This window comes from Pseudohalioglobus lutimaris, assembly GCF_002866825.1.
Classification (GTDB): Bacteria; Pseudomonadota; Gammaproteobacteria; order Pseudomonadales; family Halieaceae; genus Halioglobus; species Halioglobus lutimaris.
Genome location: NZ_PKUS01000001.1, coordinates 387108 through 410384 on the forward strand (window position 1 = coordinate 387108; position 23277 = coordinate 410384).

Annotated in this window: 21 protein-coding genes; 10 read left to right on the forward strand and 11 right to left on the reverse strand. The window is 58.0% G+C overall.

Going from position 1 to position 23277, the window contains the following annotated elements:
- The first annotated feature begins 16 nt into the window (after window positions 1-16).
- Entirely contained in the window at window positions 17-577 is a 561-nt protein-coding gene (locus C0039_RS01685; protein WP_075999718.1) for a gamma carbonic anhydrase family protein, read from the forward strand.
- Window positions 578-695: 118 nt separating this feature from the next.
- On the opposite strand, the gene aroE is transcribed toward C0039_RS01685, so the two are convergent.
- The 5 genes from aroE to C0039_RS01710 all read right to left on the reverse strand — a co-directional run bounded on the left by aroE (window position 696) and on the right by C0039_RS01710 (window position 5230).
- Entirely contained in the window at window positions 696-1532 is an 837-nt protein-coding gene (gene aroE / locus C0039_RS01690) for a shikimate dehydrogenase (protein ID WP_075999719.1), read from the reverse strand.
- A 2-nt stretch (window positions 1533-1534) separates the two neighbouring features.
- Window positions 1535-2443 (reverse strand): oxygen-dependent coproporphyrinogen oxidase, encoded by a 909-nt coding sequence (gene hemF / locus C0039_RS01695; protein WP_101517064.1) that lies wholly within the window; start codon window positions 2441-2443, stop codon window positions 1535-1537.
- Window positions 2444-2519: 76 nt separating this feature from the next.
- The gene (gene tsaC, locus C0039_RS01700; protein WP_076002190.1) at window positions 2520-3086 is read right to left on the reverse strand and encodes an L-threonylcarbamoyladenylate synthase type 1 TsaC; all 567 of its coding nucleotides are present in this window, start codon (window positions 3084-3086) and stop codon (window positions 2520-2522) included.
- 113 nt (window positions 3087-3199) lie between these two features.
- Window positions 3200-4111 carry a DNA-processing protein DprA gene (gene dprA / locus C0039_RS01705; RefSeq protein ID WP_101517065.1) on the reverse strand — a complete coding sequence of 304 codons (912 nt, stop codon included), beginning with the start codon at window positions 4109-4111 and terminating at the stop codon, window positions 3200-3202.
- Window positions 4112-4198: 87 nt separating this feature from the next.
- Window positions 4199-5230: a LysM peptidoglycan-binding domain-containing protein gene (locus C0039_RS01710; RefSeq protein ID WP_076002191.1), complete on the reverse strand. Its 1032-nt coding sequence runs from the start codon at window positions 5228-5230 to the stop codon at window positions 4199-4201.
- Between the two features lie 273 nt (window positions 5231-5503).
- On the opposite strand from C0039_RS01710, the gene def reads away from it, so the two are divergent.
- The 5 genes from def (at window position 5504) to C0039_RS01735 (ending at window position 11218) form a co-directional block, all read left to right on the forward strand.
- Window positions 5504-6010 (forward strand): peptide deformylase, encoded by a 507-nt coding sequence (def, locus tag C0039_RS01715; protein WP_101517066.1) that lies wholly within the window; start codon window positions 5504-5506, stop codon window positions 6008-6010.
- Window positions 6011-6022: 12 nt separating this feature from the next.
- Window positions 6023-6976 carry a methionyl-tRNA formyltransferase gene (gene fmt, locus C0039_RS01720; protein WP_341476641.1) on the forward strand — a complete coding sequence of 318 codons (954 nt, stop codon included), beginning with the start codon at window positions 6023-6025 and terminating at the stop codon, window positions 6974-6976.
- On the forward strand, window positions 6976-8265 hold the full coding sequence (gene rsmB, locus C0039_RS01725; RefSeq protein ID WP_101517067.1) for a 16S rRNA (cytosine(967)-C(5))-methyltransferase RsmB: 1290 nt from the start codon (window positions 6976-6978) through the stop codon (window positions 8263-8265). The genes fmt and rsmB overlap by 1 nt, the downstream gene beginning before the upstream one ends.
- Window positions 8266-8392: 127 nt before the next feature.
- Window positions 8393-9766 (forward strand): Trk system potassium transporter TrkA, encoded by a 1374-nt coding sequence (gene trkA, locus C0039_RS01730; RefSeq protein WP_075999725.1) that lies wholly within the window; start codon window positions 8393-8395, stop codon window positions 9764-9766.
- A 3-nt stretch (window positions 9767-9769) separates the two neighbouring features.
- Window positions 9770-11218 (forward strand): TrkH family potassium uptake protein, encoded by a 1449-nt coding sequence (locus C0039_RS01735; protein ID WP_075999726.1) that lies wholly within the window; start codon window positions 9770-9772, stop codon window positions 11216-11218.
- 174 nt (window positions 11219-11392) lie between these two features.
- Here C0039_RS01735 and djlA read toward each other — a convergent pair whose 3' ends face one another.
- Entirely contained in the window at window positions 11393-12181 is a 789-nt protein-coding gene (gene djlA, locus C0039_RS01740) for a co-chaperone DjlA (RefSeq protein ID WP_076002192.1), read from the reverse strand.
- Window positions 12182-12271: 90 nt separating this feature from the next.
- Complete coding sequence (locus C0039_RS01745) at window positions 12272-13165, reverse strand: lysophospholipid acyltransferase family protein (RefSeq protein ID WP_101517068.1); 894 nt, start codon at window positions 13163-13165, stop codon at window positions 12272-12274.
- Window positions 13166-13256: 91 nt separating this feature from the next.
- On the opposite strand from C0039_RS01745, the gene glyQ reads away from it, so the two are divergent.
- The 4 genes from glyQ (at window position 13257) to C0039_RS01765 (ending at window position 18461) form a co-directional block, all read left to right on the forward strand.
- Complete coding sequence (gene glyQ, locus C0039_RS01750) at window positions 13257-14207, forward strand: glycine--tRNA ligase subunit alpha (protein WP_101517129.1); 951 nt, start codon at window positions 13257-13259, stop codon at window positions 14205-14207.
- A gap of 3 nt (window positions 14208-14210) precedes the next feature.
- On the forward strand, window positions 14211-16289 hold the full coding sequence (gene glyS, locus C0039_RS01755; protein WP_075999728.1) for a glycine--tRNA ligase subunit beta: 2079 nt from the start codon (window positions 14211-14213) through the stop codon (window positions 16287-16289).
- Window positions 16290-16291: 2 nt separating this feature from the next.
- A complete protein-coding gene (gene gmhB / locus C0039_RS01760; RefSeq protein WP_075999729.1) occupies window positions 16292-16849 on the forward strand; it encodes a D-glycero-beta-D-manno-heptose 1,7-bisphosphate 7-phosphatase in 558 nt (185 codons plus the stop codon).
- Window positions 16850-16949: 100 nt separating this feature from the next.
- Complete coding sequence (locus tag C0039_RS01765) at window positions 16950-18461, forward strand: DNA recombination protein RmuC (RefSeq protein WP_101517069.1); 1512 nt, start codon at window positions 16950-16952, stop codon at window positions 18459-18461.
- Window positions 18462-18592: 131 nt separating this feature from the next.
- On the opposite strand, the gene C0039_RS01770 is transcribed toward C0039_RS01765, so the two are convergent.
- From C0039_RS01770 to recF, 4 genes are all read right to left on the reverse strand, one after another.
- Window positions 18593-18937: a UrcA family protein gene (locus C0039_RS01770; protein ID WP_075999730.1), complete on the reverse strand. Its 345-nt coding sequence runs from the start codon at window positions 18935-18937 to the stop codon at window positions 18593-18595.
- A gap of 291 nt (window positions 18938-19228) precedes the next feature.
- On the reverse strand, window positions 19229-19576 hold the full coding sequence (locus tag C0039_RS01775) for a DUF3127 domain-containing protein (RefSeq protein ID WP_101517070.1): 348 nt from the start codon (window positions 19574-19576) through the stop codon (window positions 19229-19231).
- Between the two features lie 128 nt (window positions 19577-19704).
- A complete protein-coding gene (gyrB, locus tag C0039_RS01780; RefSeq protein WP_075999732.1) occupies window positions 19705-22122 on the reverse strand; it encodes a DNA topoisomerase (ATP-hydrolyzing) subunit B in 2418 nt (805 codons plus the stop codon).
- Between the two features lie 51 nt (window positions 22123-22173).
- Window positions 22174-23271 (reverse strand): DNA replication/repair protein RecF, encoded by a 1098-nt coding sequence (recF, locus tag C0039_RS01785; RefSeq protein WP_101517071.1) that lies wholly within the window; start codon window positions 23269-23271, stop codon window positions 22174-22176.
- Window positions 23272-23277 lie beyond the last annotated feature (6 nt).

The following is a 23277-nucleotide window of genomic DNA, read 5'->3' on the forward strand; positions in this document are numbered from 1 at the left end:
ACCCAGGGAGCAGACCATGAATCACTATACGCCAACCAGCTTGCGCGACTTCCAGGGCAAACGCCCAAACGTGGCAAACAGGGTACTGATCGACCCCAGCGCAGTGGTGCTGGGCGATGTCAGCCTGGCTGACGATGTCTCAGTCTGGCCCCAGGCCACCATTCGCGGGGACATGCACAGTATCTCTATAGGCGAGCGCACCAGCGTTCAGGACAGCAGCGTGCTGCACATTACCCATGCCGGCCCCTTCAACCCCGACGGTTTTCCACTCCAGATAGGCGCTGATGTCACCATCGGCCACGGCGCCATGCTGCATGGTTGCACGGTCGGCGACAGGGTATTGGTGGGCATGGGCGCTATTATCATGGACGGGGCGGTAGTCGAGAGTGACGTCGTGGTCGCCGCGGGTGCACTGGTTACCCCCGGTAAGCAATTACGCAGTGGCTATCTCTACGCGGGCACCCCTGCCCGGGAGGTGCGGGGGTTAAGCCAGAAGGAGCTGGATTTCTTCGTATACGTGGCGGGCAATTATGTGAAGCTGAAGGATCAGCATATTGCTGAGCTGGAGACAATATAGTCGATGGGAACTTTCTTGAGGTTTTGCCGGGCCCGCTAGCGGCTAGCGGGCCCTCGCACACTCCCATACCTGCAGGATGTGTAGCACGCGCAGGGTTGCACTTGCCTTCAACGACCCGTCAGGCCGCCTGCGTGCCTCCGCGGATACTAGCAATCACCGACTGCGTTTCCGGTCGCAGTCCGCGCCAGATGTAGAAGGACTGCGCAGCCTGTTCAACCAGCATACCCACGCCATCAGTCACAGCCCAGGCTGCATGATGGGCAGCCCAGCGCATGAAGGGGGTGGGCTCGGCAGCGTAAAGCATGTCATAACAGCAGCTGCGTTCGGTGAGTATCGAGCTGGGCATCTCCGGCGTTTCTCCCTCCAGGCCGGCACTACTGGCATTGATCACCAGGTCAAACTGGCACTCCTCGATCAGCTCGTAACCGCCGCCGGAAATAGCGCCCAGGTCCGTAAACTCTGCTGCCAGTTGCTCCGCCCGGGAGGCAGTGCGATTGACGATCAAAATGCCCTCAGGTCGCTCCCGCAGCAGCGGCTCAAGCACACCACGCACGGCACCGCCGGCGCCTATAATCAGCACCCGCAGGCCTCGTACCACCCAACCCAGGTTCGCCACCATATCGCGCACCAGCCCGACACCATCGGTATTGTCGCCTTCAATAACACCGTCTGCGGCGAGGTTGAGAGTATTTACCGCGCGCGCGCGCGAGGCCCGCTCACTGAGACGGCCAGCGAACCGGAAGGCGTCTTCCTTGAAGGGGAGGGTGATATTCAAGCCCTTGCCGCCGTCGGCAAAAAATTTGTTCGCCGCGCGGTCAAACCCGCCCAGATCCACGCGCACGGCGCGATACTGCATTGCCTGGGCACACTGGGCGGCGAAAGCCGCGTGAATAATGGGCGATTTACTGTGCTTGATCGGGTTGCCGAAAACCGCGTACTTGTCCTTCACCGTCATCGTCATGCACCTGCCAGCCAGTCGCGATCCTGTAGATAGTAAGCCGTCAGTTCCGCTTCGGGGGTACCCGGGTCGGGATGATAATCGTATTCCCAGCGCACCAGCGGCGGCAGAGACATCAATATTGCCTCTGTGCGTCCATCAGACTGCAGTCCGAAGAGGGTGCCACGGTCGTACACCAGGTTGAATTCCACGTAGCGGCCGCGTCGATAGAGTTGGAACTGACGCTCGCGATCACCGTAGGGCGTATCCTTGCGCCGGGCAACAATGGGCCGGTACGCGCGGATGAAGGAATCGCCCACAGCGCGCATAAACCCAAAGCAGGTAGCGAAGTCCCACTCATTGAGGTCGTCGAAAAACAGCCCGCCCACACCGCGAGGTTCCTTGCGGTGCTTCAGGTAGAAATACTCGTCACACCAGGTTTTGAAGCGCGGATAGACCTCATCGCCAAACGGGGCGCAGGCAGCGCGGGCTTCGGCATGCCACGCAATGCAGTCCTCCCGGTCGCCGTAGTAGGGGGTCAAATCGTAGCCGCCACCGAACCACCAGATGGGTTCAGCGCCTTCCTTCTCGGCAACGAACATGCGCACATTGGCATGAGAGGTAGGGACATAGGGGTTGTGCGGGTGAATCACCAGGGAGACGCCCATAGCCTGGTAGCTACGCCCGGCCAGTTCGGGCCGGGACGCGGTCGCCGAGGGCGGCAGGTTTGCGCCCATCACATGGGAAAAATTGACGCCGGCCTTTTCAAACACCGCGCCGTCCGCTAACACACGACTACGGCCGCCGCCGCCTTCCTCTCGCTGCCATTCATCGCTGATGAAATCCGCGCGTCCGTCTTCCTCGGCCAGGGCGGCGCAAATACTGTCCTGCAGGGAAATTAGGTAGGCTTTGACCTGTTCAATCTGCATCTCAGGGCCTTTTTCCTTATATGATGGCGGCAGCATTATACGCACCCGCGCCACCGAGCAATAGGCAATAGCGTCCTCAGGCGCGAATCAGGTCTCCGCTGTGCAAATCACGGATCTGGCTGGGGCGATCGGAGCGACCTACCGCGCCGGGCAGCATGCCGTCCAGGGCGCCGCCAAAATATCGCAGCACCTGAAAACCAGCACGCGGCGGTTGCGCGCCCGCGGGGTTAGCAGACGTGGAAATCAGGGGTCCGCCAAAAGCCTCGCACAGCGCACGCACAACCGGGTGACTGCTCACCCGCACTGCCACTGTGTCAAAGGCACCATGAACCCAGGGTGGCACCCGATGATGATGAGGTACCAGCCAGGTATTAGGGCCCGGCCAGCTGTCGCTTAGGCGTTGACGCTGATCGCCGTCGAGGCCCTCCAGGAGAAAGGCTATCTGGCTTTCGTTGCCGGCGACCAGTATCAAGCCTTTTTCCACCGGACGGCCCTTCAACTCAAGGACACGCGCTACCGCACGCTCGCTGTAAGGGTCGCAGGACAGTCCCCAGACGGCTTCGGTGGGACAAGCCACTACACCCCCCGAACGCAGGGCGGCGACTGCTGCGCTCAGGCGCAGCGTTGAGGGACTGGCGGGCATGGTCATTCCTATGGGCGACTTGCGGCCAGTGCTAGTAAGCTCAAGCCGGGTAACACCAACGATTGGCAGGAAACGTAACCAAGCCGCTGCGGATTGGCAAGCAAAAGAAAGCTCTAGCGGGTGCGTATGTAGCCTCCGGGACAACGGTCCACCAGACCCTGCAGTTCCAGTCTGGAAAGCTCCGGCAGGATATCTGCAGAAGAGATACCGCTCGCGGCGGATAGCTGGTCAACGGATACTGCCTCATAACCCAGCAACGCCAGTAGATCAGACCGGGCCCCGGTGTCGGCAGGCCCGGTCCGGGGCCTTTCCAGCAGGGACAACTGCAGTCCATAAAGGGAGTCCAGTTCCTCGAGGATATCCTCTATGCCCTGAACCATTTTAGCGCCGTCTCGCAGCAGGTGCAGGCAACCTGTGCCACCCTTATGGGCAACCGACCAGGGTAGGGCAAAGACCTCGCGACCCTGCTCCGCCGCAATGTTGGCAGTGATCAACGAACCACTGGGTAATGCCGCCTCGACCACCAGAACCCCCAACGATAAGCCGCTAATTATACGGTTGCGTCTGGGAAAATTGTGCGGCAGAGGCGGGGTGCCCGGAGGGAATTCGGTGACCACACAGCCTGCAGCGGCAATTTCCTCCCCCAAGCCGCTGTGCCGATGGGGATAAATACGCTCCACCCCGGTAGCCATCACTGCAACAGTGCTGCCACCGGCTATCAGGGCACCACGGTGCGCCGCGCCGTCAATTCCCAGGGCCAGGCCACTACAGACTCCCAGGCCGGCCCGGGTGGCAGCACCGGCAATTTCCTCGGCAAGTTTCAGGCCCATAGCGGTGGCGCGACGAGCACCAACAATCGCCAGTTGTGGCTTGCTCAACAGTTCAACATCGCCGCGAACATAGAGTGTCTGCGGCGGATCCTTGATGGTTCTAAGCAGGGCGGGATAACGCGGATCGGGGAGAGAAAGCGCTTTTGCGTCTACCGCATCCAACGCGGCCCGCAGATCGGGGTCGGCAACACTCATACATCATCCTTGACGTCGTGTCGGTTATCTATTCAATTCTGCGCCTGGCGCAGCCCGGCACCGCATCCAGCGGTGCCGTTTGGCGCATCAGGGGTTCTTGACCTTGTCCATCACCTTCAACGGGCGATTTGACTTCAACACCAGCGCATAGCTGGCCTTTTCAAATGACTCGAACACCATGGCCAGACCCGCGCGCACATCCGGGAGGCGCACGTTTTCCTGGGCAACCTGGTCAAAAACGAGCTCACCCGACTGGTATATCGCCAGCACGTGACCGGCTTCAAGGCCATCGCGCAGCCCCTTGTTAATCACCACGATATCTGTGGTGCCGATCTGGGTCACGCCGCCATCGACTGCAATCATGTAGGCGTCCACGATTTCTGCCTCCGGTGCACGCGGATGGAAAGTGGCGTCGATAATCTTTTCTTCCATGGGCAGCAGACGGTCGGCCATGCGCACTTCTTCGGTGACGCGATTAATTTCCAGCTCGGTGACATCATCCTTGTTGGAGGAAAGCAGCTTGGCGTTGCCGATATCCTGAGCCTGGTATCCGAGAAGCTCTTCTGTTAGAGGATCCCTGTAGGTCTCGCCTGGCCGATAAATTCCGTAGGTGCGTTCACCGTCGGGGAAAGGCCCGCGGCCGAAAATCAGGTCACCCGGGGCGCTGATCAGGTGGCCCTGATCACCGGCGACAATGTAAGCGGAGTTGTTAAGGTCATCAGCACCCAGGATGCGGTGGCGCAGCAGAAAGGCGCCAATCTGGTCCAGGGGAATAACGGGTATCGCCAGATCCAGCGGATTGACCCGCATGCTTGGCGTCAGCTTGACGTCACGTCCACGTCGCAGGCGCAGCCGGGGCCGGCCGTCTATCCAAACCAGATAAAGTTCGTCACCGGGGTAGATCAGGTGGGGGTTGTCTATCTGCGGGTTCACATCCCACAGTTCTGGCCACAGCCAGGGCTCGCTGAGATACATCCCGGAGATTCCCCAGAGGGTATCGCCCTTTTTGACGATATAGGTCTCTGGTACGTTTTCCTTCAGCTCCACTGCTGCCTGCAGGAATGCACTGAACATCAGCGATACCAACAGCAACCCGATCGAGAGTGACCTTATTTTCATTTTTTCCGTCCCTGCCTGGCCATTTTTATGTTCCGCCAGCCGCAAAAGCGCTGACAGCCGCACCTCACCGGGCCGGCTTTCACCCGTACTCGGTGCCTGTCAGGAATTATCACCCGGTGGACGAACTTTGCCGTCACCACTGGGCACCCCTTATTCCCAGACAGTATAATAGCCTACAGTGTGCTGCCGCGCTGTGTCGCTGGCAAGCCAAAAAGTTACTTTTCCCGCACCTCACCGCGGCTCCCGATAATTGAAGAAAGAGCGCCCTGAACCATGGCAGTACTGGACATACTGGAATTTCCCGATCCCCGCCTGCGCACTGTTGCCAAACCGGTGGAGACAGTTACTGATGCGCACCGTGCACTAATCGACGACATGCTCGAGACCATGTACGCGGCCCCGGGTATCGGCCTGGCCGCTACCCAGGTCAACGTCCACGAACGTATTCTGGTGATAGATATCTCGGAAGATCACCGGGAACCTATGGTGTTCATTAATCCGGAGGTGGAAATCCTCGACCCGGAGCTGGGGGAATATGATGAGGGCTGCCTGTCGGTGCCCGGTTTCTACGAAACCGTCAATCGCCCCCGGCGAGTCCGGGTGACATCACTGCAGCGCGACGGCAGCAGTAACACACGGGAATTGGACGGCCTGCTGGCGATCTGTCTGCAGCACGAAATAGACCACCTCGACGGCAAGCTTTTTGTCGACTATCTGTCGCCGTTGAAGCGCAATCGCATTCGCAAAAAGCTGGAGAAAGACCAGCGCCGCCGGGCCTGACCTGAGGTGTCCCTGAAATTGATATTTGCAGGCACGCCGGCATTCTCTGCTTTACATCTAGAGGCGCTTATTGATAGTGAGCACCAACTTCTATCTGTCTACACGCAGCCTGACCGGCCCGCAGGTCGCGGCAAGAAGCTGCAGGCAAGTCCGGTAAAGCAAATGGCACTGGCCGCAGGTATACCGGTATGCCAACCGGCGACCCTGCGCGATGCGCAGGAGCAAGCCCACCTCGCAGGCCTGGGAGCCGATGCCATGATCGTCGTTGCCTATGGCCTGATTCTTCCAGCCCCGGTTTTGCGGGCACCGAAACTGGGTTGCCTCAACGTGCATGCCTCGTTACTGCCACGCTGGCGCGGTGCCGCTCCCATCCAGCGGGCCATCGAAGCGGGGGACAGCGAGACCGGTATCACTATCATGCAGATGGATGAGGGCCTCGATACCGGCGATATGCTCGCCACGGTTCGCTGCGCCATTGACGCGCAGACCACGGCCGCCAGTCTTCACGATCGGCTGGCGCAGCTGGGCGCGCCCCTGTTGCGCGAAGTCCTTGCCGACCTGACCACATACCAGGCCGGCGCCACCCAACAGGATGACAGCCAGGCCAGCTACGCCAGCAAGATACTGAAGAGCGAGGCGGAGCTGGATTGGACTCTCCCCGCCAGCGAACTCGATCGCGCGGTGCGGGCTTTTAACCCTTTTCCCATTTGCTTCACCCACCTGAAGGGCCAACGCATTAAGCTGTGGCAGGCACAGGTGGCAGGAACCGCTCCACTGCCGGAGCCGCCCGGCACCATCCTGCGCGCCAATCGCGAAGGCATTCTGGTTAATTGCGGTCAAGGCCAGCTGGCCATACAGCAACTACAACTGCCCGGTGCAAAGCCGCTGGGCGCGGAGCAGGTGCTCAATGGCAACGCCGGGCTGTTTGCAGCCGGTAGCTGTTTCTCACCCAAAGCCGGCAGCTGATGGCCACTGACACCCGCGCTGTCGCCGCCCACGTACTCGCCGAGGTGATGGCGGGCAGGTCATTGAATCAGGTGCTCCCCCATGCGCTGACCAGGGTGTCAGCGCGAGACCGTGGCCTGTTGCAGCAACTTTGCTATGGCACCCTGCGCAGGGCGCCGCGGCTGCAGGGCATATTACGCCAGCTTCTCGACAAGCCCTTGCGCGACAAGGACCGCGATGTGGAGAGCCTTTTGCTTTGTGGCTTGTATCAGCTCGAGGACACCCGGATACCCGATCACGCAGCCGTTTCAGCTACGGTGGCGGCCACCCGGGCACTAAAGAAGCCCTGGGCCAGGGGCCTGTCCAACGCCATCCTGCGGCGTTTCCTGCGTGAGCGCGAGTCTCTGCTTGCCGCGCTTGAACCCAGTGTCTGCGCAGCGCACCCCGAATGGCTCTACAACGCGATCAGGGAACAGTGGCCAGAGCATAGCGAACAGATTTTTCGCGCCAACAATAGCCAGCCACCCATGACGCTGCGCGTAAACACGCAGCGCATAGATCGCGATACCTACCTGGCAAGCCTGGCTGAGGCGGGCATAGAGTCCACACCGGGTAAGCTCTCTGCACAAGCGATTTACCTGCAAACGCCGCAAGACGTTGCTGACCTTCCCGGCTTCAGCGACGGATGGGTAAGCGTTCAGGATGAGGCGGCACAAATGGCTGCATCACTACTGGCAGCACAACCCGGGGAACGGGTGCTGGATGCCTGTGCTGCACCTGGCGGCAAGAGCTGTCATATTCTCGAATTGCAGCCAGACATGGCAGAGCTGGTGGCCACCGACGTCGACGCCCTGCGCCTGGAGCGCGTGGAAGAAAACCTGCAGCGCCTGGACCTGCGCGCTGCACTACAGGAGATGGATGCGACCAACCCGCCAGCCGATCTGGCGGCGGGCTTTGACCGCGTACTGGTGGATGCACCCTGCAGCGCGAGCGGCGTCATCCGCCGTCATCCGGACGTCAAGCTGCTCAGGCGAGAGGGCGACATTCCCACACTTGGCAGGCAGCAGTTGAGCATACTGGCCGGACTGTGGCCGCTGCTGAAGCCAGGCGGGCAGCTGCTCTATGCGACCTGCTCCTTATTGGATGGCGAGAACGACAGTGTGATCCGGGCCTTTTTGCAACAGTATTCTGACGCCAGACTTGTGCCCATGGAGGCGAACTGGGGGCAGGAGACGCGCTGCGGCCGACAACTTTTGCCCTTGCAAAATGGGCCCGATGGCCTGTACTACAGCCTGTTGCAAAAAACATGAGCGCCGCACGCCCACGTATCGGCAGCACAGGCCAGCCTTCCCTTTGTGCACAATTTCCCCCGGGAGCCCTTACAATGTACAGGCCTTTTCTTTATTGTTCCCGCATAGTTAGCTGAGCCCGCAAGCGATGAAAATCATAATTCTCGGCGCCGGCCAGGTCGGCGGCACCCTGGCAGAACACCTCGCCAACGAACAAAATGACATTACCGTAGTCGACACCGACGGTAGCAAGCTGCGTGCCCTGCAGGACCGGCTGGATATCGGTACGGTCGCCGGTGGCGCCTCACATCCCAATACCCTGTACAAGGCTGGGGCAGAAGACGCCGACATGCTCATCGCTGTCACCAACTCCGATGAAATCAACATGATGGCCTGCCAGGTCGCCCACACGCTGTTTAACACGCCGACCAAGATATCCCGGGTGCGCTCGCCCAACTACCTCGCTCACCAGGAGCAACTGTTTACCCGCGATCACATTCCCGTCGACGTTATCATCGGCCCGGAGCAGCTGGTCACCCGGAACATTCAGCAGCTGATCGCGAATCCGGGAGCACTGCAGGTACTGGATTTTGCCGACGGTAGAGTGCAACTCGTCGCTGTGCGTGCGTATCACGGTGGGCCGATAGTCGGACACGAGCTGCGCGAAATACGTACCCACATGCCTAAAGTTGACACCCGGGTCGCCGCGATTTTCCGGCAGGACCGGCCGATCATTCCCGAGGGAGACACTGTAGTAGAGGCGGGCGATGAGGTGTTCTTTATTGCTGCCAGGGAAAATATTCGCGCGGTGATGGCAGAACTGCGGCGTATTGACAAACCCTACAAGCGAGTGATGATCGCTGGCGGCGGCAATATTGGTGCGACACTGGCACAGTCCATCGAGAACAGCTACCAGGTCAAGGTGATAGAGCAGTCCTACAAGCGCTGCCGCGTGCTTGCAGAACGTTTGCTACACACGATTGTGCTCAATGGCAGCGCATCTGAGCCACAGCTGCTGGCTCAGGAAAACATTGAAGCCAATGACGTGTTCTGTGCGCTCACCAACAACGATGAATCCAACATCATGATGTCCATGCTGGCCAAGCGCATGGGCGCCAAGAAGGTAATCACGCTGATCACCAATCCAGCCTATGCAGAGCTGGTGGGGGACGAAATTGACATCGCCATATCGCCGCAGCAGATCACCATCGGCAGCCTGCTTACCCATGTACGCAAAGGCGACATCAGCAACGTACACTCACTTCGACGCGGTGCAGCGGAGGCAATTGAGGTCACCGCGCACGGCGACAGTCACTCTTCCAAGGTAGTGGGCAGGCGCCTCGACGAAATTTCGCTACCGGAAGGTGTGACTATCGGCGCCATCGTGCGCGGCGAGGAGGTAATGATGGCCCACAGCGACGTGGTAGTGGAAACAGACGATCACGTCATTCTGTTCCTGGTTGACCAGCGCAAGATCAACGCCGTGGAGAAACTGTTCGCCGTGGGTTTTGGGTTCTTCTGATACATGCATATTTCCGTCTCACTGCGCATCCTCGGCATCCTACTGATGCTGTTCTCCAGTACCATGCTGATACCCCTGGGGACCGCGCTGGTGGCCGAAGACGATACCGCCGCCGGCTTCCTTTCTGCTCTTGGCATTACCTTTTTTGCCGGACTGGCCATCTGGGTTCCAGTCATGAATGCGCGGCATGAATTGCGAATTCGGGACGGCTTCCTGATCACCTCGCTGTTCTGGACCGTACTGGGCTTGTTCGGCGCGCTCCCTTTTGCACTGACCAACAGCCTTAACCTGACCACCACGGAAGCAATCTTCGAATCCATATCCGGCCTCACCACCACCGGGGCCACCGTTATCGTTGGCCTGGACTCGCTGCCCAGTTCCATACTGATCTACCGCCAGCTTCTGCAATGGATGGGTGGCATCGGCATTATTGTTGTCGCCGTGGCGGTATTGCCCATGCTCGGCATTGGCGGCATGCAGCTGTACAAGGCAGAGACCCCCGGTCCGTCGAAGGACCGTAAACTCACGCCGCGCATTACCGAGACGGCCAAAGCGCTGGCCACTGTCTACATCACCCTGACTGTGGTTTGTGCAGTGGCGTACTGGGCAGCCGGCATGACAGAATTCGACGCCATAGCACACGCCCTGTCAACGGTAGCCATAGGTGGCTTCTCCACACACGATGCGAGCATGGGCTACTTTGACAGCAACGCAATTCTGATGATCTGCAGCCTGTTCATGTATATCTCGGCGATCAATTTCGGCCTGCACTTTATCTTCTGGCGGCGGCGCAGCATCGCCCCCTATCGCAAGGACTCAGAAACCCGGTTTTTCTCCAGCGTGCTGCTGATCTGTATCGCTATCACCTGCGCTTACCTGATCGTCAGCAAAACCCTGGACCCCACGGACAGCGTTGTTCACGGCATATTCCAGGCCGTATCGATTACCACCACTACCGGGTTTGCCACCCAGGATTTCGCTCAGTGGCCGTCATTCCTACCGGTAATGCTGTTGATGTTTTCTTTCATGGGCGGTTGTGTGGGCTCTACCGGCGGCGGCATGAAGGCGATGCGCCTGATGCTCATTTACAAGCAGGGCGTGCGCGAACTGAAACAACTGGTACATCCCAATGCAATTATCCCGCTGAAAGTTGGCCGACGCCGGGTGGAGGCGTCTGTGGTCAGCGCGGTATGGAGCTTCTTCGCGGTCTACACCACCAGTTTTATCGTCATTATGCTGGTGCTGATGGCCACCGGACTGGACTTCACCACGGCCTTCTCCGCGGTCGCTGCGTCCATCAACAACCTCGGGCCCGGCCTGGGCGAAGTGGCCGCTAACTACGCCTCTATCTCAGACACGGCAAAGGCTATATTGTGTTTTGCCATGCTACTGGGCCGACTGGAGGTGTTCACACTACTGGTGTTGTTCACACCGATGTTCTGGCGGATCTGATTGTTGGGTAGTCTATAGTCGTGATCGGCCAGCGGTCCGGCGGTCCGGCGGTGAGGGGTGGCTTTACGGGACGTGCGAGGCCAGGGACGGCCGAGCCCGAGCTGCCATGGATGGCGCTTTTGCGCTCCCGTTAAGCCACCCCTCACTGCCGGGGCTGATAGCCAAAACAAAAACCTACAACCCCCGGGCCTTCTTAACCATCTCATACGCTGCCTGAATCTCCTGCGAGCGCTCAGTGGCAAGCTTGACCATATCCTCCGGCACGCCCTGGGCAATCAGCTTGTCCGGGTGGTTTTCACTCATCAACTTGCGGTAGGCCCGCTTGAGTGCCTTATCGTCAACATCAGAGGTCACGCCCAGAGCCGTGTAGGCATCTTCCAGGCTGGTGCCCGATTGTCTGCCCGCGCCGGCGGAGCCGTGGAAATGGTCCTGGGCCTGGGCCATACGCAGGAACTGCTCAAGCTGTGACGGGTTGAAGCCGAGCAGGGTGGCAATGCGTTGCAGCGCCGCGGTCTCGGTCTGGTCAATCTCGTGATCGGCAAGCGCCAGGGAGATAAGGAAAAACAGCAGCGTCTGGCAGAGTTGGCGCTGACCGCGAGAAACCACCATAAAGCTGGCTACAGCCGGCTCCGGTTCGAACTCTACACTGGCACCCTTTTGGAACAAACCGATGGCGCGCTTGCGCTGTTCAGCGCTGAGCCCCATCTGTTTGAAAACGGCTTCCGTGTGCGCAATCTCCAGTTCCGAGATGCGACCATCCGCCTTGGCAACAAAGCCGGATAGCAAGAACGTGGTCTCAAAGAAGCTGTCCTTGATGCGGGCAATATTTTGTGGCGAGGCAAACTTCATGGTCTGCCACAGACCCTTGTCGAACAAGTGGCCGACAAACAGGCCGATGATCAGGCCCAGAGGTCCCAGTGTGAGCAGGCCGATGATGCCGCCAATCAGTTTACCGTAAAACAAAAGTAGTGCCCTCGTTGTATCAATCTGTCGTGTTTCATTGCTGGACGTTGTCAGGGCCGGGGACGCAGCAGTGACCTGCGCCAGAGCCAATCAAAGGTCATCGTATACTCCGGGACCCTGCCTGGGCCGCACGCGAAAACGCTTGTACTCCCACTGGTATTGCTCCGGGCATTGCGCAACGCAGCGTTCCACCCCTCTGTTCATCGCGGCCAAAGAAATGTGATTGTCCTTGTCATAAATGGCCTCTTCAGCAAGGAAGTAGCGCAGGGCAAAGCCACCCGGCACGCGCTCGGCCATGCCAAAGACGGCCAATGCCCCGGTGCGGCGAATCATGTTGCTGGCCAGGGTAGGGGTGAAGCAGCTTACTCCCATGAACTCTGCATTCTCCCCGGAGTTGACATCGCCAGGTGCCTGGTCCGGCAAAATCCCGGAGATATCTCCACCCTTTACGCTTTTCAACAGCTTCACCAGTCCACGGCTATCCGTAGGCACCAGCGTGGCGCCGCTGCGCTGGCGGGCGCGCTCTATCATCGGTCCCAGTGACCTTATCTTCGGCGGTTCATACAAGGAAACGGTACTGCCCAGCGTGCCCAGGTGCAGGCCAATAATCTCCCAGTTACCGATGTGCGGTGCGAGGACAATTACCCCACGCCCTGCAGACTGGGCCCGGCGAATGAAATCAGCGCCCTCAACGGACTGAATCAGTCCCTGCACGTGTTCCCAGGAGCGCAACCACACATGCCCCATCTCAGTAGCGAGTTCACCTGTGGCACACAGACTGCGCAACGCAAGCCGTCTCTGATCGTCCACGCGCAATTCGGGAAAAGCCAACTGGATATTGCGCTCGGTCACCTTGCGACTGCGCGCGCCAAACGGCCAATAGAGTCGCACCACGCCGCGGCCCAGGGCCCTGGCCCAGGAAAGCGGCAGCAGGGCGCAGACGGTCAGTAGCGATTTGATCAACGCGGCCTTGAGGCTATCCATGGGTGAAATTCACAATCGGGGCAAGCGCGTATTATGCCGCCAAAAGAGCCTGTATAATAGCCGCCCCTTGCACCCACCTCACGAGCACAACGTGACTGAAAACATAAACAAACTTCTTACATTTCAGGAGCTTATCCTGAAATTACAGCAGTTCTGGGCAGACCAGGGCTGCGTCGTACTGCAACCTCTGGACATGGAGGTTGGCGCTGGCACCTTCCACCCGGCCACATTTTTACGAGCCATCGGCCCGGAGAGCTGGAACGCAGCCTATGTGCAACCAAGCCGCCGGCCCACCGATGGCCGCTACGGTGAAAACCCCAACCGCCTGCAACACTACTACCAGTTTCAGGTGGTGATGAAGCCATCACCCGCCGAGTTCCAGGAGCTCTATCTGCTGTCACTTGAGGCCCTGGGGGTCGATACCAGCATTCACGATGTGCGTTTTGTGGAAGATAACTGGGAGTCACCCACGCTCGGTGCATGGGGACTGGGCTGGGAAGTGTGGCTCAACGGCATGGAGGTGACGCAGTTCACCTACTTCCAGCAAGCAGGTGGCCTGGAGTGTTACCCGGTAACCGGGGAGATCACCTACGGCGTGGAACGCATTGCGATGTATTTGCAGGGCGTGGACAGTATTTATGACCTGGTATGGGCAGATGGCCCGGCAGGACAGGTCACCTACGGGGATGTTTTTCACCAGAATGAAGTGGAGATGTCGCGGTATAACTTTGAGGAAGCGGATGTAGCGCAGCTGTTCAGCTTCTTCGACCACTGCGAGAAAGAGGCCCTGCGCCTGGTGGAAAAGAACCTGCCATTACCTGCCTATGAAATGGTAATGAAAGCCTCGCACACATTTAACTTGCTGGATGCCCGCCACGCCATCTCCGTAACCGAGCGCCAGCGATTCATCCTGCGTGTGCGCACCCTGGCCCGGGCTGTAGCCCAGGCATATTTCGATGCTCGCGCTGCGCTTGGCTTCCCGATGGCGCCAGACAACATCCGCGAAGAAGTCCTGGGCCGTATTCAGTCGGAGGCGAGCTAGATCATGACTACCGAAACGCTGCTAATTGAATTGGGCACAGAAGAGCTGCCTCCCAAGGCCCTCAAGTCGCTGGGGCTGTCTTTTCGCGACGGTATTGTTGCCGGCCTGGCGCAACGCGAGTTGGGCCACGGTGATGTTGTGTGGTTTGCCTCGCCACGTCGACTGGCGGTGCAGATCGCCGGGGTACAGGTACGCGGGGAGGACAAGCAGGTCGAAGTCCTTGGACCACCAGCGGATCGAGCCAAGGACAAAGCGGGAAACTGGACCCCGGCCGCCGCCGGCTTTGCTAAAAAACAAGGCGTCGCCCCCGAAGACCTGCAGCCCATCGACACACCAAAAGGTATGCGTCTCGGCTTACAGAGAATTGAGCCGGGGCTAAACACCAGCGACTGCCTCAACGACATCATCCATGAGGCCATCGCTGGTCTGCCTATTCCCAAGCGTATGCGCTGGGGTGCCAGTCGCGTGGAGTTCGTGCGCCCCGTAAAGTGGGTGGTGGCTATGCTTGGCGACAAACACGATCACGGTGAAATACTGGGCCTGGCCACAGGCAATACCACCCGTGGCCACCGCTTTCATTCCAGTGGAACCATCGAACTGGCGAAGCCGGAAGACTATGAGCAAGCACTGGCTGACGCCAGAGTTGTAGCCCGTTATGACCAGCGGCAACAAATGATACGCGACCAGATAGAAGTTGAGGCGAGCGCACTCAGGGCCACTGCGGTGATTGACCCGGACCTGCTGGATGAGGTCACCGGACTGGTGGAATGGCCCGTAGCGCTAACCGGCTCTTTCGAAGAACGTTTCCTGGAGGTGCCCGCTGAAGCGCTGGTGTCATCCATGAAGGAACACCAGAAATATTTCCACCTGACGGATGCAAAGGGCAAGCTGATGCCCAACTTCATTACGCTCAGTAATATAGAGAGCAAGGACCCGATACAAGTGATCGCCGGCAATGAGCGGGTGATTCGGCCGCGCCTGTCCGATGCGGCATTTTTCTTTGCAACGGACAGAAAGACACCGCTGGCCGACAGAGTAGAAAAGCTGGAGAGTGTTGTCTTCCAGCAGAAGCTGGGGACGGTGGCCGACAAGACCAGACGGGTACAGCAGTTGGCAGGCGAACTGGCCGCAAAAATAGGCGCACCGGTGGAACAAGCCCGGCGTGCTGCGCTGCTTGCCAAGACAGACCTGGTCACAGAGATGGTGCTTGAGTTCTCCGACATGCAGGGAATTGCCGGCTCCTACTATGCTCTGCACGATGGTGAAGAGACCGATGTTGCCGCCGCCATCGCCCAGCAATACTGGCCGAAGTTTGCCGGTGACCGCCTGCCGGAATCCATGACCGCCTGTGCCCTGGGCCTGGCGGATCGCCTGGATACCCTGGTCGGCATTTTTGGTATTGGCCAGCCGCCGACAGGCTCCAAGGACCCCTTCGCACTGCGCCGGGCTTCACTGGCGGTGCTGCGCATTATCGTGGAAAAGGAGCTGGACCTGGACCTGCGGGATTGCCTCGACGCTGCCGCACAACAGTACCCCGAGGGCGTGATAGCGGCAGGCACCACAGAGCAAGTGCTGGACTACATGATCGAGCGCTTCCGGGCATGGTACGAGGAAGAGGCTATACCCGTAGAGGTTTTTCGCGCAGTGGCTGCTCGCAAGCCCAGTCGACCGCTGGATATTCAGCACAGAGTGCAGGCCGTACACGCGTTCAGCCAGCTACCGGAAGCGGCTTCGCTGGCCGCCGCCAACAAGCGTGTCTCCAACATCCTGGGCAAACTGGATGCTGAACACGAGTTTGGCGAAGTGAACACCAACTTACTCCAGGAGGCAGCAGAGAAAGACCTCGCGGAAAAGCTGGAGCAGTTATCTGGCATCGCTCAGGGTCACCTGGAGAAGAGCGAGTACCGGGAAGCCCTGGCCAGCCTCGCGGGCCTGCGCGAGCCGGTGGACCGCTTTTTCGATGACGTGATGGTCAACGCGGAAGACACCGCACTACGCAACAACCGACTCAATCTATTGAAGCAGTTACGCGACCAGTTCCTCAACGTGGCCGACATATCACTGCTGGTTGTTGGCAAATAGTTGTGCCCTTATTGATTCTCGACCGCGACGGTGTCATCAACCAGGACTCGGATGACTACATTCGTTGCCTGGATGACTGGCAGCCAATCCCGGGCAGTATCGAGGCCATCGCCAGCTTCTGCCAGGCAGGCTACACCGTCGCGGTTGCCACCAACCAGTCCGGGTTGAGTCGCGGTTACTTCACCCTGGATGACCTCGAAGCCATCCACGACAGACTCCGCGAGCTGGTGGCAGAGCAGGGCGGTGACATTGCAGGCATCTTCTACTGCCCGCACCTCCCCGGCGAGGGATGCAACTGCCGTAAACCTGCAACAGGCCTGTTGCAGGCCATTGAGCTGGAACTGGGGCACCCACTCACGGGCAGCTACTTTATCGGAGACAGCCTGAAAGACCTGCAGGCCGCACGTGCCATGCACTGCAAACCCGTTCTCGTGCTGACTGGCAAAGGCGAGAAAACCCGCAACCAGCTGCAGCAACCAGACGTCGCGCTGGACACCCCGGAAACCGTCCCCATCTATCCTGATCTCGCTTGCGCTGCGCAGGCCCTGCTCGACGCCTGACCTGGCCGAAAACGCGACAGGTAAAAGGTCCGGGGGCGAATTAATCCGCTACCGGGCATCGCTTTGATTTAAACTGGCCACACAGTACACGGGGCTGTTCATGTCGGAAGCGGAAGTCCAAAGCTTGCTTATCGCCGGGGCCATTGCCCTGGGCGGATTCACCATCGGCCTGTTGGCAGGCCTGCTGCGCGGCCAGAACATTGCCGAGAGAGTGCGGACCAGCCTGGGTGAGCACAACGAGACCCTGCAGGGCGAGTTAGCCATGGCACAGCGCCAGCTCACAGCTCTGGAAGTGGAACGAGACCAGCTGCACTCACGGCTGCAGGATCAACGTCGCCTTCTTGAAGACCAGGGCAGGGGGCTGGAGCAGGTCAGCCGGCGCTACCATGCACTGCAAAACGAGCACACTCGCCTGCACACCCAGCAAGAAGAACGCGAAGAACAACACCTGGATCAACTGGAGTTGCTCAAAGAAGCTCGCGACAATCTCAAACAGGAATTCGAAGTGCTGGCCAATCGTATTTTTGAGGACAAAGGCAAGCACTTCACCTCCACCAGCCGTGATTCACTGGAGGCCCTGTTAAAACCCTTCCGCGAGCAGATAAGCGGATTCCAGTCACGGATCAATGAGGTACACACAGAATCCGTAAAAGGCCAGTCTGTACTGGAAGCAGAGATCAGAAAAGTGCTTGAGGTCGGGCTGGAAATGAATACCCAGGCGACCAATCTAACGACTGCCCTCAAGGGCGACAAAAAAACGACCGGCAACTGGGGTGAGGCCCAGCTGGAGCGCACCCTGGAACTCGCCGGCCTGTTGCCCGGCGATCACTATGACTCACAGGCCAGCTATACCGACTCCGTGGGTAAACGCCGCCTGCCGGATTTTGTCATCAAGCTGCCTGATAACAAGTGTCTGGTGATAGACAGTAAAGTATCGCTGGTCGACTATGAACGGGCCATCTCAGCGGAAACCGAAGAAGAGCAGGCGAACTCACTCAAGGCCCATGCCCAGGCTGTGCGCAATCACATCGACGATCTGTCTTCAAAAGACTATGCCGGCCTATCCGGGCTGGATAGTCCCGATTTCGTACTCATGTTCATGGCTGTAGAACCCGCCTATATAGAAGCCATGAAGTACAACCGGGATTTGTTCAATTACGGTTACCAACAGCAGGTGGTACTGGTCTCCCACACCACGCTGATGCCGATACTGCGAACCGTCGCCAACCTGTGGATGATCGACCAGAGTAACCGCGAGGCCCGGGAAATCAGCACTCGCGCAGGTGAGATATACAACCAGGTCTGCCTGGTAGCCGAACGCCTGCAGAAGCTGGGGAATACCTTGAAGGCAGCCAACAATCATTACAACCAGGCAGTTAAGGGCCTGGCCGGCCAGCAGGGGCTGCACGGGAAAGTGGAGCGCTTTCGCCAACTATCGGGTAAAGCCAGCAAGCATCTTACCGACCTGGATCCCATTCACACGGATATCGAAATAGAGCGCCTGGAAGCGATCGAGCTGGCCCAGCTGCAGACGTCTGAGGAACATAGCGCCGAAGACAAGGTAAAGCTCGAAGTTGTGGCGGCCGAGGAAAACATACCTGAAAGCAGATAGGGTCCGGTTGCAAAGGCGTATTCACGGAAACCAGTCTGGGACAGGGAGCCCAACAGTAAAAGGGGCACTGCCTTCACAAGCAGTGCCCCGGGTAGTCCCCACCAGGGGTAGCAGGGACCTGTAAACCAGTGTTAGTCGATAGAGGCGACACTCTGGGCGCTAACCTGGCTCATGGCCTGGGCAACGGCGCCGTCGTAACATTCCCGGTTGCGGGCAACAATACTCAGGCTACCCACCTCTCTGAAATCCTGGCTGCCGCATACACTTTCGGCCGCTCGTTCAATACGCCGCTCAATAACAGCTCGACCTTCCTTTGTCGCCAGCTGGGAACGATGGAAACTCACACGCTGCTCCGGCAAGGCCTGACCTTTAACCAGTGTTTCACCGACAGTAGCAGCCGCAGCATTGTTTGTAACAACTGCGGTCAGGCTCATCGCCGCGACGGACAGGATGGTTTTGATAGCTTGGTTTTTCATAGTAACTCTCCCTACATTAATCCGGCCATGTGCCGACCCTTGTCCAGAGCAAGACGGTCTTGCGCTGTTCCTGGAGTTAAAAGTAGGTGAAAGCGGGGGACGGGGAAACCGTGTTTCGGCCAGTGACGGCCAGGCGACGATGAACGCACTGGAATCCACGATAAGCTGCGCTGGCCACGGGAGGATTAAGGCTGGCGTCCAGCTCAGGGCCTGGGAATATCAGCGCGGTAGCGGGCGACAACGGGAGGACTGCAACAGAGTTTCAACCATATCGGGCGACCCTGTTTTCTGTCAGAACGGAATATCGTCGTCTTCAATTGCTCCCCGTGTGGCCATAGGCACCGCGGTTGCAGGTGCTATTCCCGGCTGCTCTCCAGCAGCGGTAATTTTCCAACCCTGGAGGTTATTGAAGTAACGACCATTGTATTCTCTACCGCGTATATCAAAGGTAACCGTTACTTCCTGGCCTGGCTGTAATTTATCGAGCAACGATACCTTGTCCTGAACAAACTCCAGGTTGATCTCCTGGGGATACTTGCCGTCCTCTACGATGACGACCATTTCCCGCTTGCTGAAGCCACTGTCGAACGTCTTCAACTCCTGAATGAGCTTTATCTTGCCGGTTAATTCATAAGCCACGAAACATGTTCCCTCTTTTACCCTATGCCGGACAGGCTGCCCTGAAAATGCGACCGCTCATACCCGCCGTACCAGCCCCTTGTTAACCTCGCACTCTTCACACCAATGGACAACTCTACAAATCTCGATCAGACGTCCAGGTTGGCCACAGACAGAGCATTTTCCTCGATAAATTCGCGGCGCGGCTCAACGTGGTCACCCATGAGCGTGGTAAAAATCTGATCGGCGGTAATAGCATCCTCGATAGTCACCTGCAGCATGCGGCGCACTTCCGGGTCCATGGTGGTTTCCCACAGTTGATCCGGGTTCATTTCTCCAAGGCCTTTATAACGCTGGATGGAATAGCCCCTGCGTGCTTCATTCATCAGCCAATCCAGGCCGTTGGCAAAGCTCTGTGTATGCAGGGTTTTCTCGCCGCGCTGGAAGTAGCCTTCCTCTTCTATCAGGGTATTGAGAGTTTCGCCCAGTGCGACCAGGCTGCGGTACTCACCGGAGGAGAAAAACTCGTGGTGGTATTCGGTTTCATTTTCAATCCCATGAGCGAGAAGCTTGACCACCGGATAGAACAGCTGGCGTTCCTGGTCTTTGCGCACAACGACAGAGTAGCTGTTTGTATTGGCTGTTGAGGTAAGTAAGCGCTCACTTAGCTGACTTGCAAAGACGTTTACCGCCTCTTCAGACTTCATATCCTCAACGTCCAGCGCTGCTCCGTAAACCATTTCCCAGAGCACTTCTGGTGCATACAAGCGAGAGAGGCGGTCAATGGTTGCAGCCACTCTGCGGTAATCATCAACCAGTGTTTGCAGTGCCTCACCGGAGATGGCCGGCGCATCGGGATTGACGAATATCGAGGCGTTCTCCAGGGCGGACTGGGTCAGGTACTGATTCAATGCATCGTCATCCTTGAGATACTGATGCTGCTTGCCGCGAGCAATTTTATACAGTGGGGGCTGGGCAATATAGACATGACCGCGCTCGATCAGCTCACGCATCTGGCGGAAGAAAAAGGTGAGCAGCAGGGTGCGGATATGCGAGCCATCAACATCCGCGTCAGTCATGATAATAATACTGTGATAACGAAGCTTGTCGGGATCAAACTCTGCCTTGCCGATACCGCAACCCAGCGCTGTTACAATAGTGCCGACCTCCGCCGAGCCCAGCATCTTATCAAAGCGCGCTTTTTCCACGTTAAGGATCTTTCCTTTGAGTGGAAGTATCGCCTGGAATTTACGATTGCGACCCTGCTTGGCGGAACCACCGGCCGAGTCACCTTCCACCAGGTAAAGCTCTGAGAGCGCCGGGTCTTTTTCCTGGCAGTCCGCCAGCTTACCGGGCAGGCCAGCAATATCCAGAGCGCCCTTGCGACGGGTCATCTCCCTGGCTTTACGCGCCGCTTCCCGGGCGCGCGCCGCATCCAGCATCTTACCGACAACAGCTTTTGCTTCCTGCGGGTTCTCCAGCAGGTAATCGCCAAACTCCTTGTTCATAGCCTGTTCGACAGCGGTTTTCACCTCCGAGGACACCAGTTTATCTTTAGTCTGGCTGGAGAACTTGGGGTCGGGCACCTTGACCGAAATAATGGCGGTTAAGCCCTCTCGCGCATCATCTCCGGTGGTGGAGACGGCAGCCTTTTTGCCCAGGCCTTCTCGATCGATATAACTGTTAAGGTTCCGTGTAAGCGCAGCACGGAAGCCTGCAAGGTGCGTACCTCCGTCACGCTGGGGGATATTGTTGGTATAGCACAGGATGCTTTCCTGAAACGAATCGTTCCATTGCAACGCCACTTCCACCCCGATACCGTCGTCCGTATCTATCTGAAAGTAAAAGGGTTTATTAACCGGTGTCTTGTTCTGGTTGAGGTAATTAACGAATTCGTTGAGCCCGCCTTCGTAGCTGTAGACGCCTTCCTGACCAGAGCGCTCATCTTTGAGCGCAATGCAAACACCCGAGTTGAGGAAAGCCAGCTCCCGCAGGCGTTTTGCCAGTTGGTCGAAGTGAAATTCAATATTGGTGAATGTTTCTGTAGAAGGGTGGAAGCGTACAGATGTGCCGGACGTTTCGGTAACGCCAATTTCGGCCAGCGGCTGAACAGGCACACCATGGCGGTATATTTGCTCATACAGCTTACCCTCCCGGCGGATGGTCAATACCAACTCGGAGGAGAGGGCATTAACCACGGAAACACCCACTCCGTGGAGGCCACCTGAGACTTTATAGGTGTTGTCATCAAACTTTCCGCCAGCATGAAGGACCGTCATGATCACCTCTGCAGCAGACACGCCCTCATCATGCATTTCTGTAGGGATGCCCCGGCCATCATCACTAACGGTGACGGATTCATCCGGGTGAATCACTATGTCAATCCGGCTACAGTGGCCGGCCAGCGCCTCGTCGATAGAGTTGTCGACCAACTCGAAGACCATATGGTGAAGGCCCGTGCCATCATCGGTATCACCGATATACATGCCAGGGCGTTTACGCACCGCATCCAGGCCTTTCAGGACTTTAATGCTCGAGGAATCGTAATTCTGTTCGGTATCGCTCATGAATAACTCTCGTAGTGGCGTCTATTTATATCTGTATCCATACGTAACCCTCTATTGGAGGGAAACACTGCCATGTTCCACGTGGAACATGGCCAAATCCTGCTTGTCCCCCGGGGGCCAGGCGCTTTCTATGTCCTTTTTGTGCACGCAGGTAATGAAAACCGGGGCTTTCATCGCTGCAAGCTGCCGACAAACCAGCCCACTGTGTTCTCGATCGAGCTCTGACGGCAAATCATCCACCAGGTAGGTGCATTGGCCCCGACCTGTTTCTGTCATCAACTGTCCCTGTGCCAACTTCAAGCCGCATACCGCTAACTTTTGTTGACCCCTGGAGAGGGTTTCAGCGGCCAGGTGACCATTGATCAACATGCGTATATCAGCACGCTGCGGGCCCACGTGGGTGTAACCCTGTTCCAGATCAGCCGCAACACACCCATCAAGCGCTTCTTTATAGCTCAGCTGCTTGTCCCAGCCACGTCGGTAACGCAACTCCAATCCACCCAGGGAGGGTGCCAGCTGAGCCATGATCTGCTTAAACCGCGGAATCAACAAATTAAAGTAGGCTTCCCGATAGCGACTCAGCGCCTCACCAGACTCAACAAGACTGTTGGTCCACACAGAAAGCTCATCGGTCAACATTTTACCACGGCGTAACAGCTGATTGCGCTGTTTTATACCCCTCTGGAATCGTTGCCACTGGTCAAAGAAGCGATGTTCCACGTGGAACACTCCCCAATCAAGATACTGCCGGCGCGCTCCGGGTGAGCCTGTTAGTAAATCAAAGCTGTCAGCGTTAATTACCTGCAGCGGCAGATACTCTACAAGCTCCGCGACAGTGCGAATGGGAGACCCCCCCACCTTGATCTTGACCTCTCCGGACCGGGATCTTTGTATACCCAGCGTCGTCTTCGCCGGACCCAATACACCGAATACGGTGCAGTGCGGCTCTCCGTGCGTGACCAGGGACTTAATACTCCCGCGGAAGGACCGGGCCATCCCCAACATATGGATAGCCTCCAACACGCTGGTCTTACCACTGCCATTATGCCCGTAAAAGACGTTTACACGCCTGAGGCCTTCTAGCTTGACGCTTTCCAGGTTACGAACATGACTAATCTGTAGTCTCGAGAGGCAAACATCGGCTGGCATCAGGGG

What these genes read in the sequence shown, in the direction of transcription:
- C0039_RS01685 (WP_075999718.1), top strand. Translation starts at nt 17, where the DNA reads ATGAATCACTATACGCCAACCAGCTTGCGCGACTTCCAGGGCAAACGC.
- C0039_RS01745 (WP_101517068.1), bottom strand. Translation starts at nt 13,165, where the DNA reads ATGGATAGCCTCAAGGCCGCGTTGATCAAATCGCTACTGACCGTCTGC.
- C0039_RS01765 (WP_101517069.1), top strand. Translation starts at nt 16,950, where the DNA reads ATGTCGGAAGCGGAAGTCCAAAGCTTGCTTATCGCCGGGGCCATTGCC.
- dprA (WP_101517065.1), bottom strand. Translation starts at nt 4,111, where the DNA reads ATGAGTGTTGCCGACCCCGATCTGCGGGCCGCGTTGGATGCGGTAGAC.
- recF (WP_101517071.1), bottom strand. Translation starts at nt 23,271, where the DNA reads ATGCCAGCCGATGTTTGCCTCTCGAGACTACAGATTAGTCATGTTCGT.
- aroE (WP_075999719.1), bottom strand. Translation starts at nt 1,532, where the DNA reads ATGACGGTGAAGGACAAGTACGCGGTTTTCGGCAACCCGATCAAGCAC.
- C0039_RS01710 (WP_076002191.1), bottom strand. Translation starts at nt 5,230, where the DNA reads ATGAAAATAAGGTCACTCTCGATCGGGTTGCTGTTGGTATCGCTGATG.
- gyrB (WP_075999732.1), bottom strand. Translation starts at nt 22,122, where the DNA reads ATGAGCGATACCGAACAGAATTACGATTCCTCGAGCATTAAAGTCCTG.
- tsaC (WP_076002190.1), bottom strand. Translation starts at nt 3,086, where the DNA reads ATGCCCGCCAGTCCCTCAACGCTGCGCCTGAGCGCAGCAGTCGCCGCC.
- hemF (WP_101517064.1), bottom strand. Translation starts at nt 2,443, where the DNA reads ATGCAGATTGAACAGGTCAAAGCCTACCTAATTTCCCTGCAGGACAGT.
- trkA (WP_075999725.1), top strand. Translation starts at nt 8,393, where the DNA reads ATGAAAATCATAATTCTCGGCGCCGGCCAGGTCGGCGGCACCCTGGCA.
- rsmB (WP_101517067.1), top strand. Translation starts at nt 6,976, where the DNA reads ATGGCCACTGACACCCGCGCTGTCGCCGCCCACGTACTCGCCGAGGTG.
- C0039_RS01735 (WP_075999726.1), top strand. Translation starts at nt 9,770, where the DNA reads ATGCATATTTCCGTCTCACTGCGCATCCTCGGCATCCTACTGATGCTG.
- def (WP_101517066.1), top strand. Translation starts at nt 5,504, where the DNA reads ATGGCAGTACTGGACATACTGGAATTTCCCGATCCCCGCCTGCGCACT.
- C0039_RS01770 (WP_075999730.1), bottom strand. Translation starts at nt 18,937, where the DNA reads ATGAAAAACCAAGCTATCAAAACCATCCTGTCCGTCGCGGCGATGAGC.
- glyS (WP_075999728.1), top strand. Translation starts at nt 14,211, where the DNA reads ATGACTACCGAAACGCTGCTAATTGAATTGGGCACAGAAGAGCTGCCT.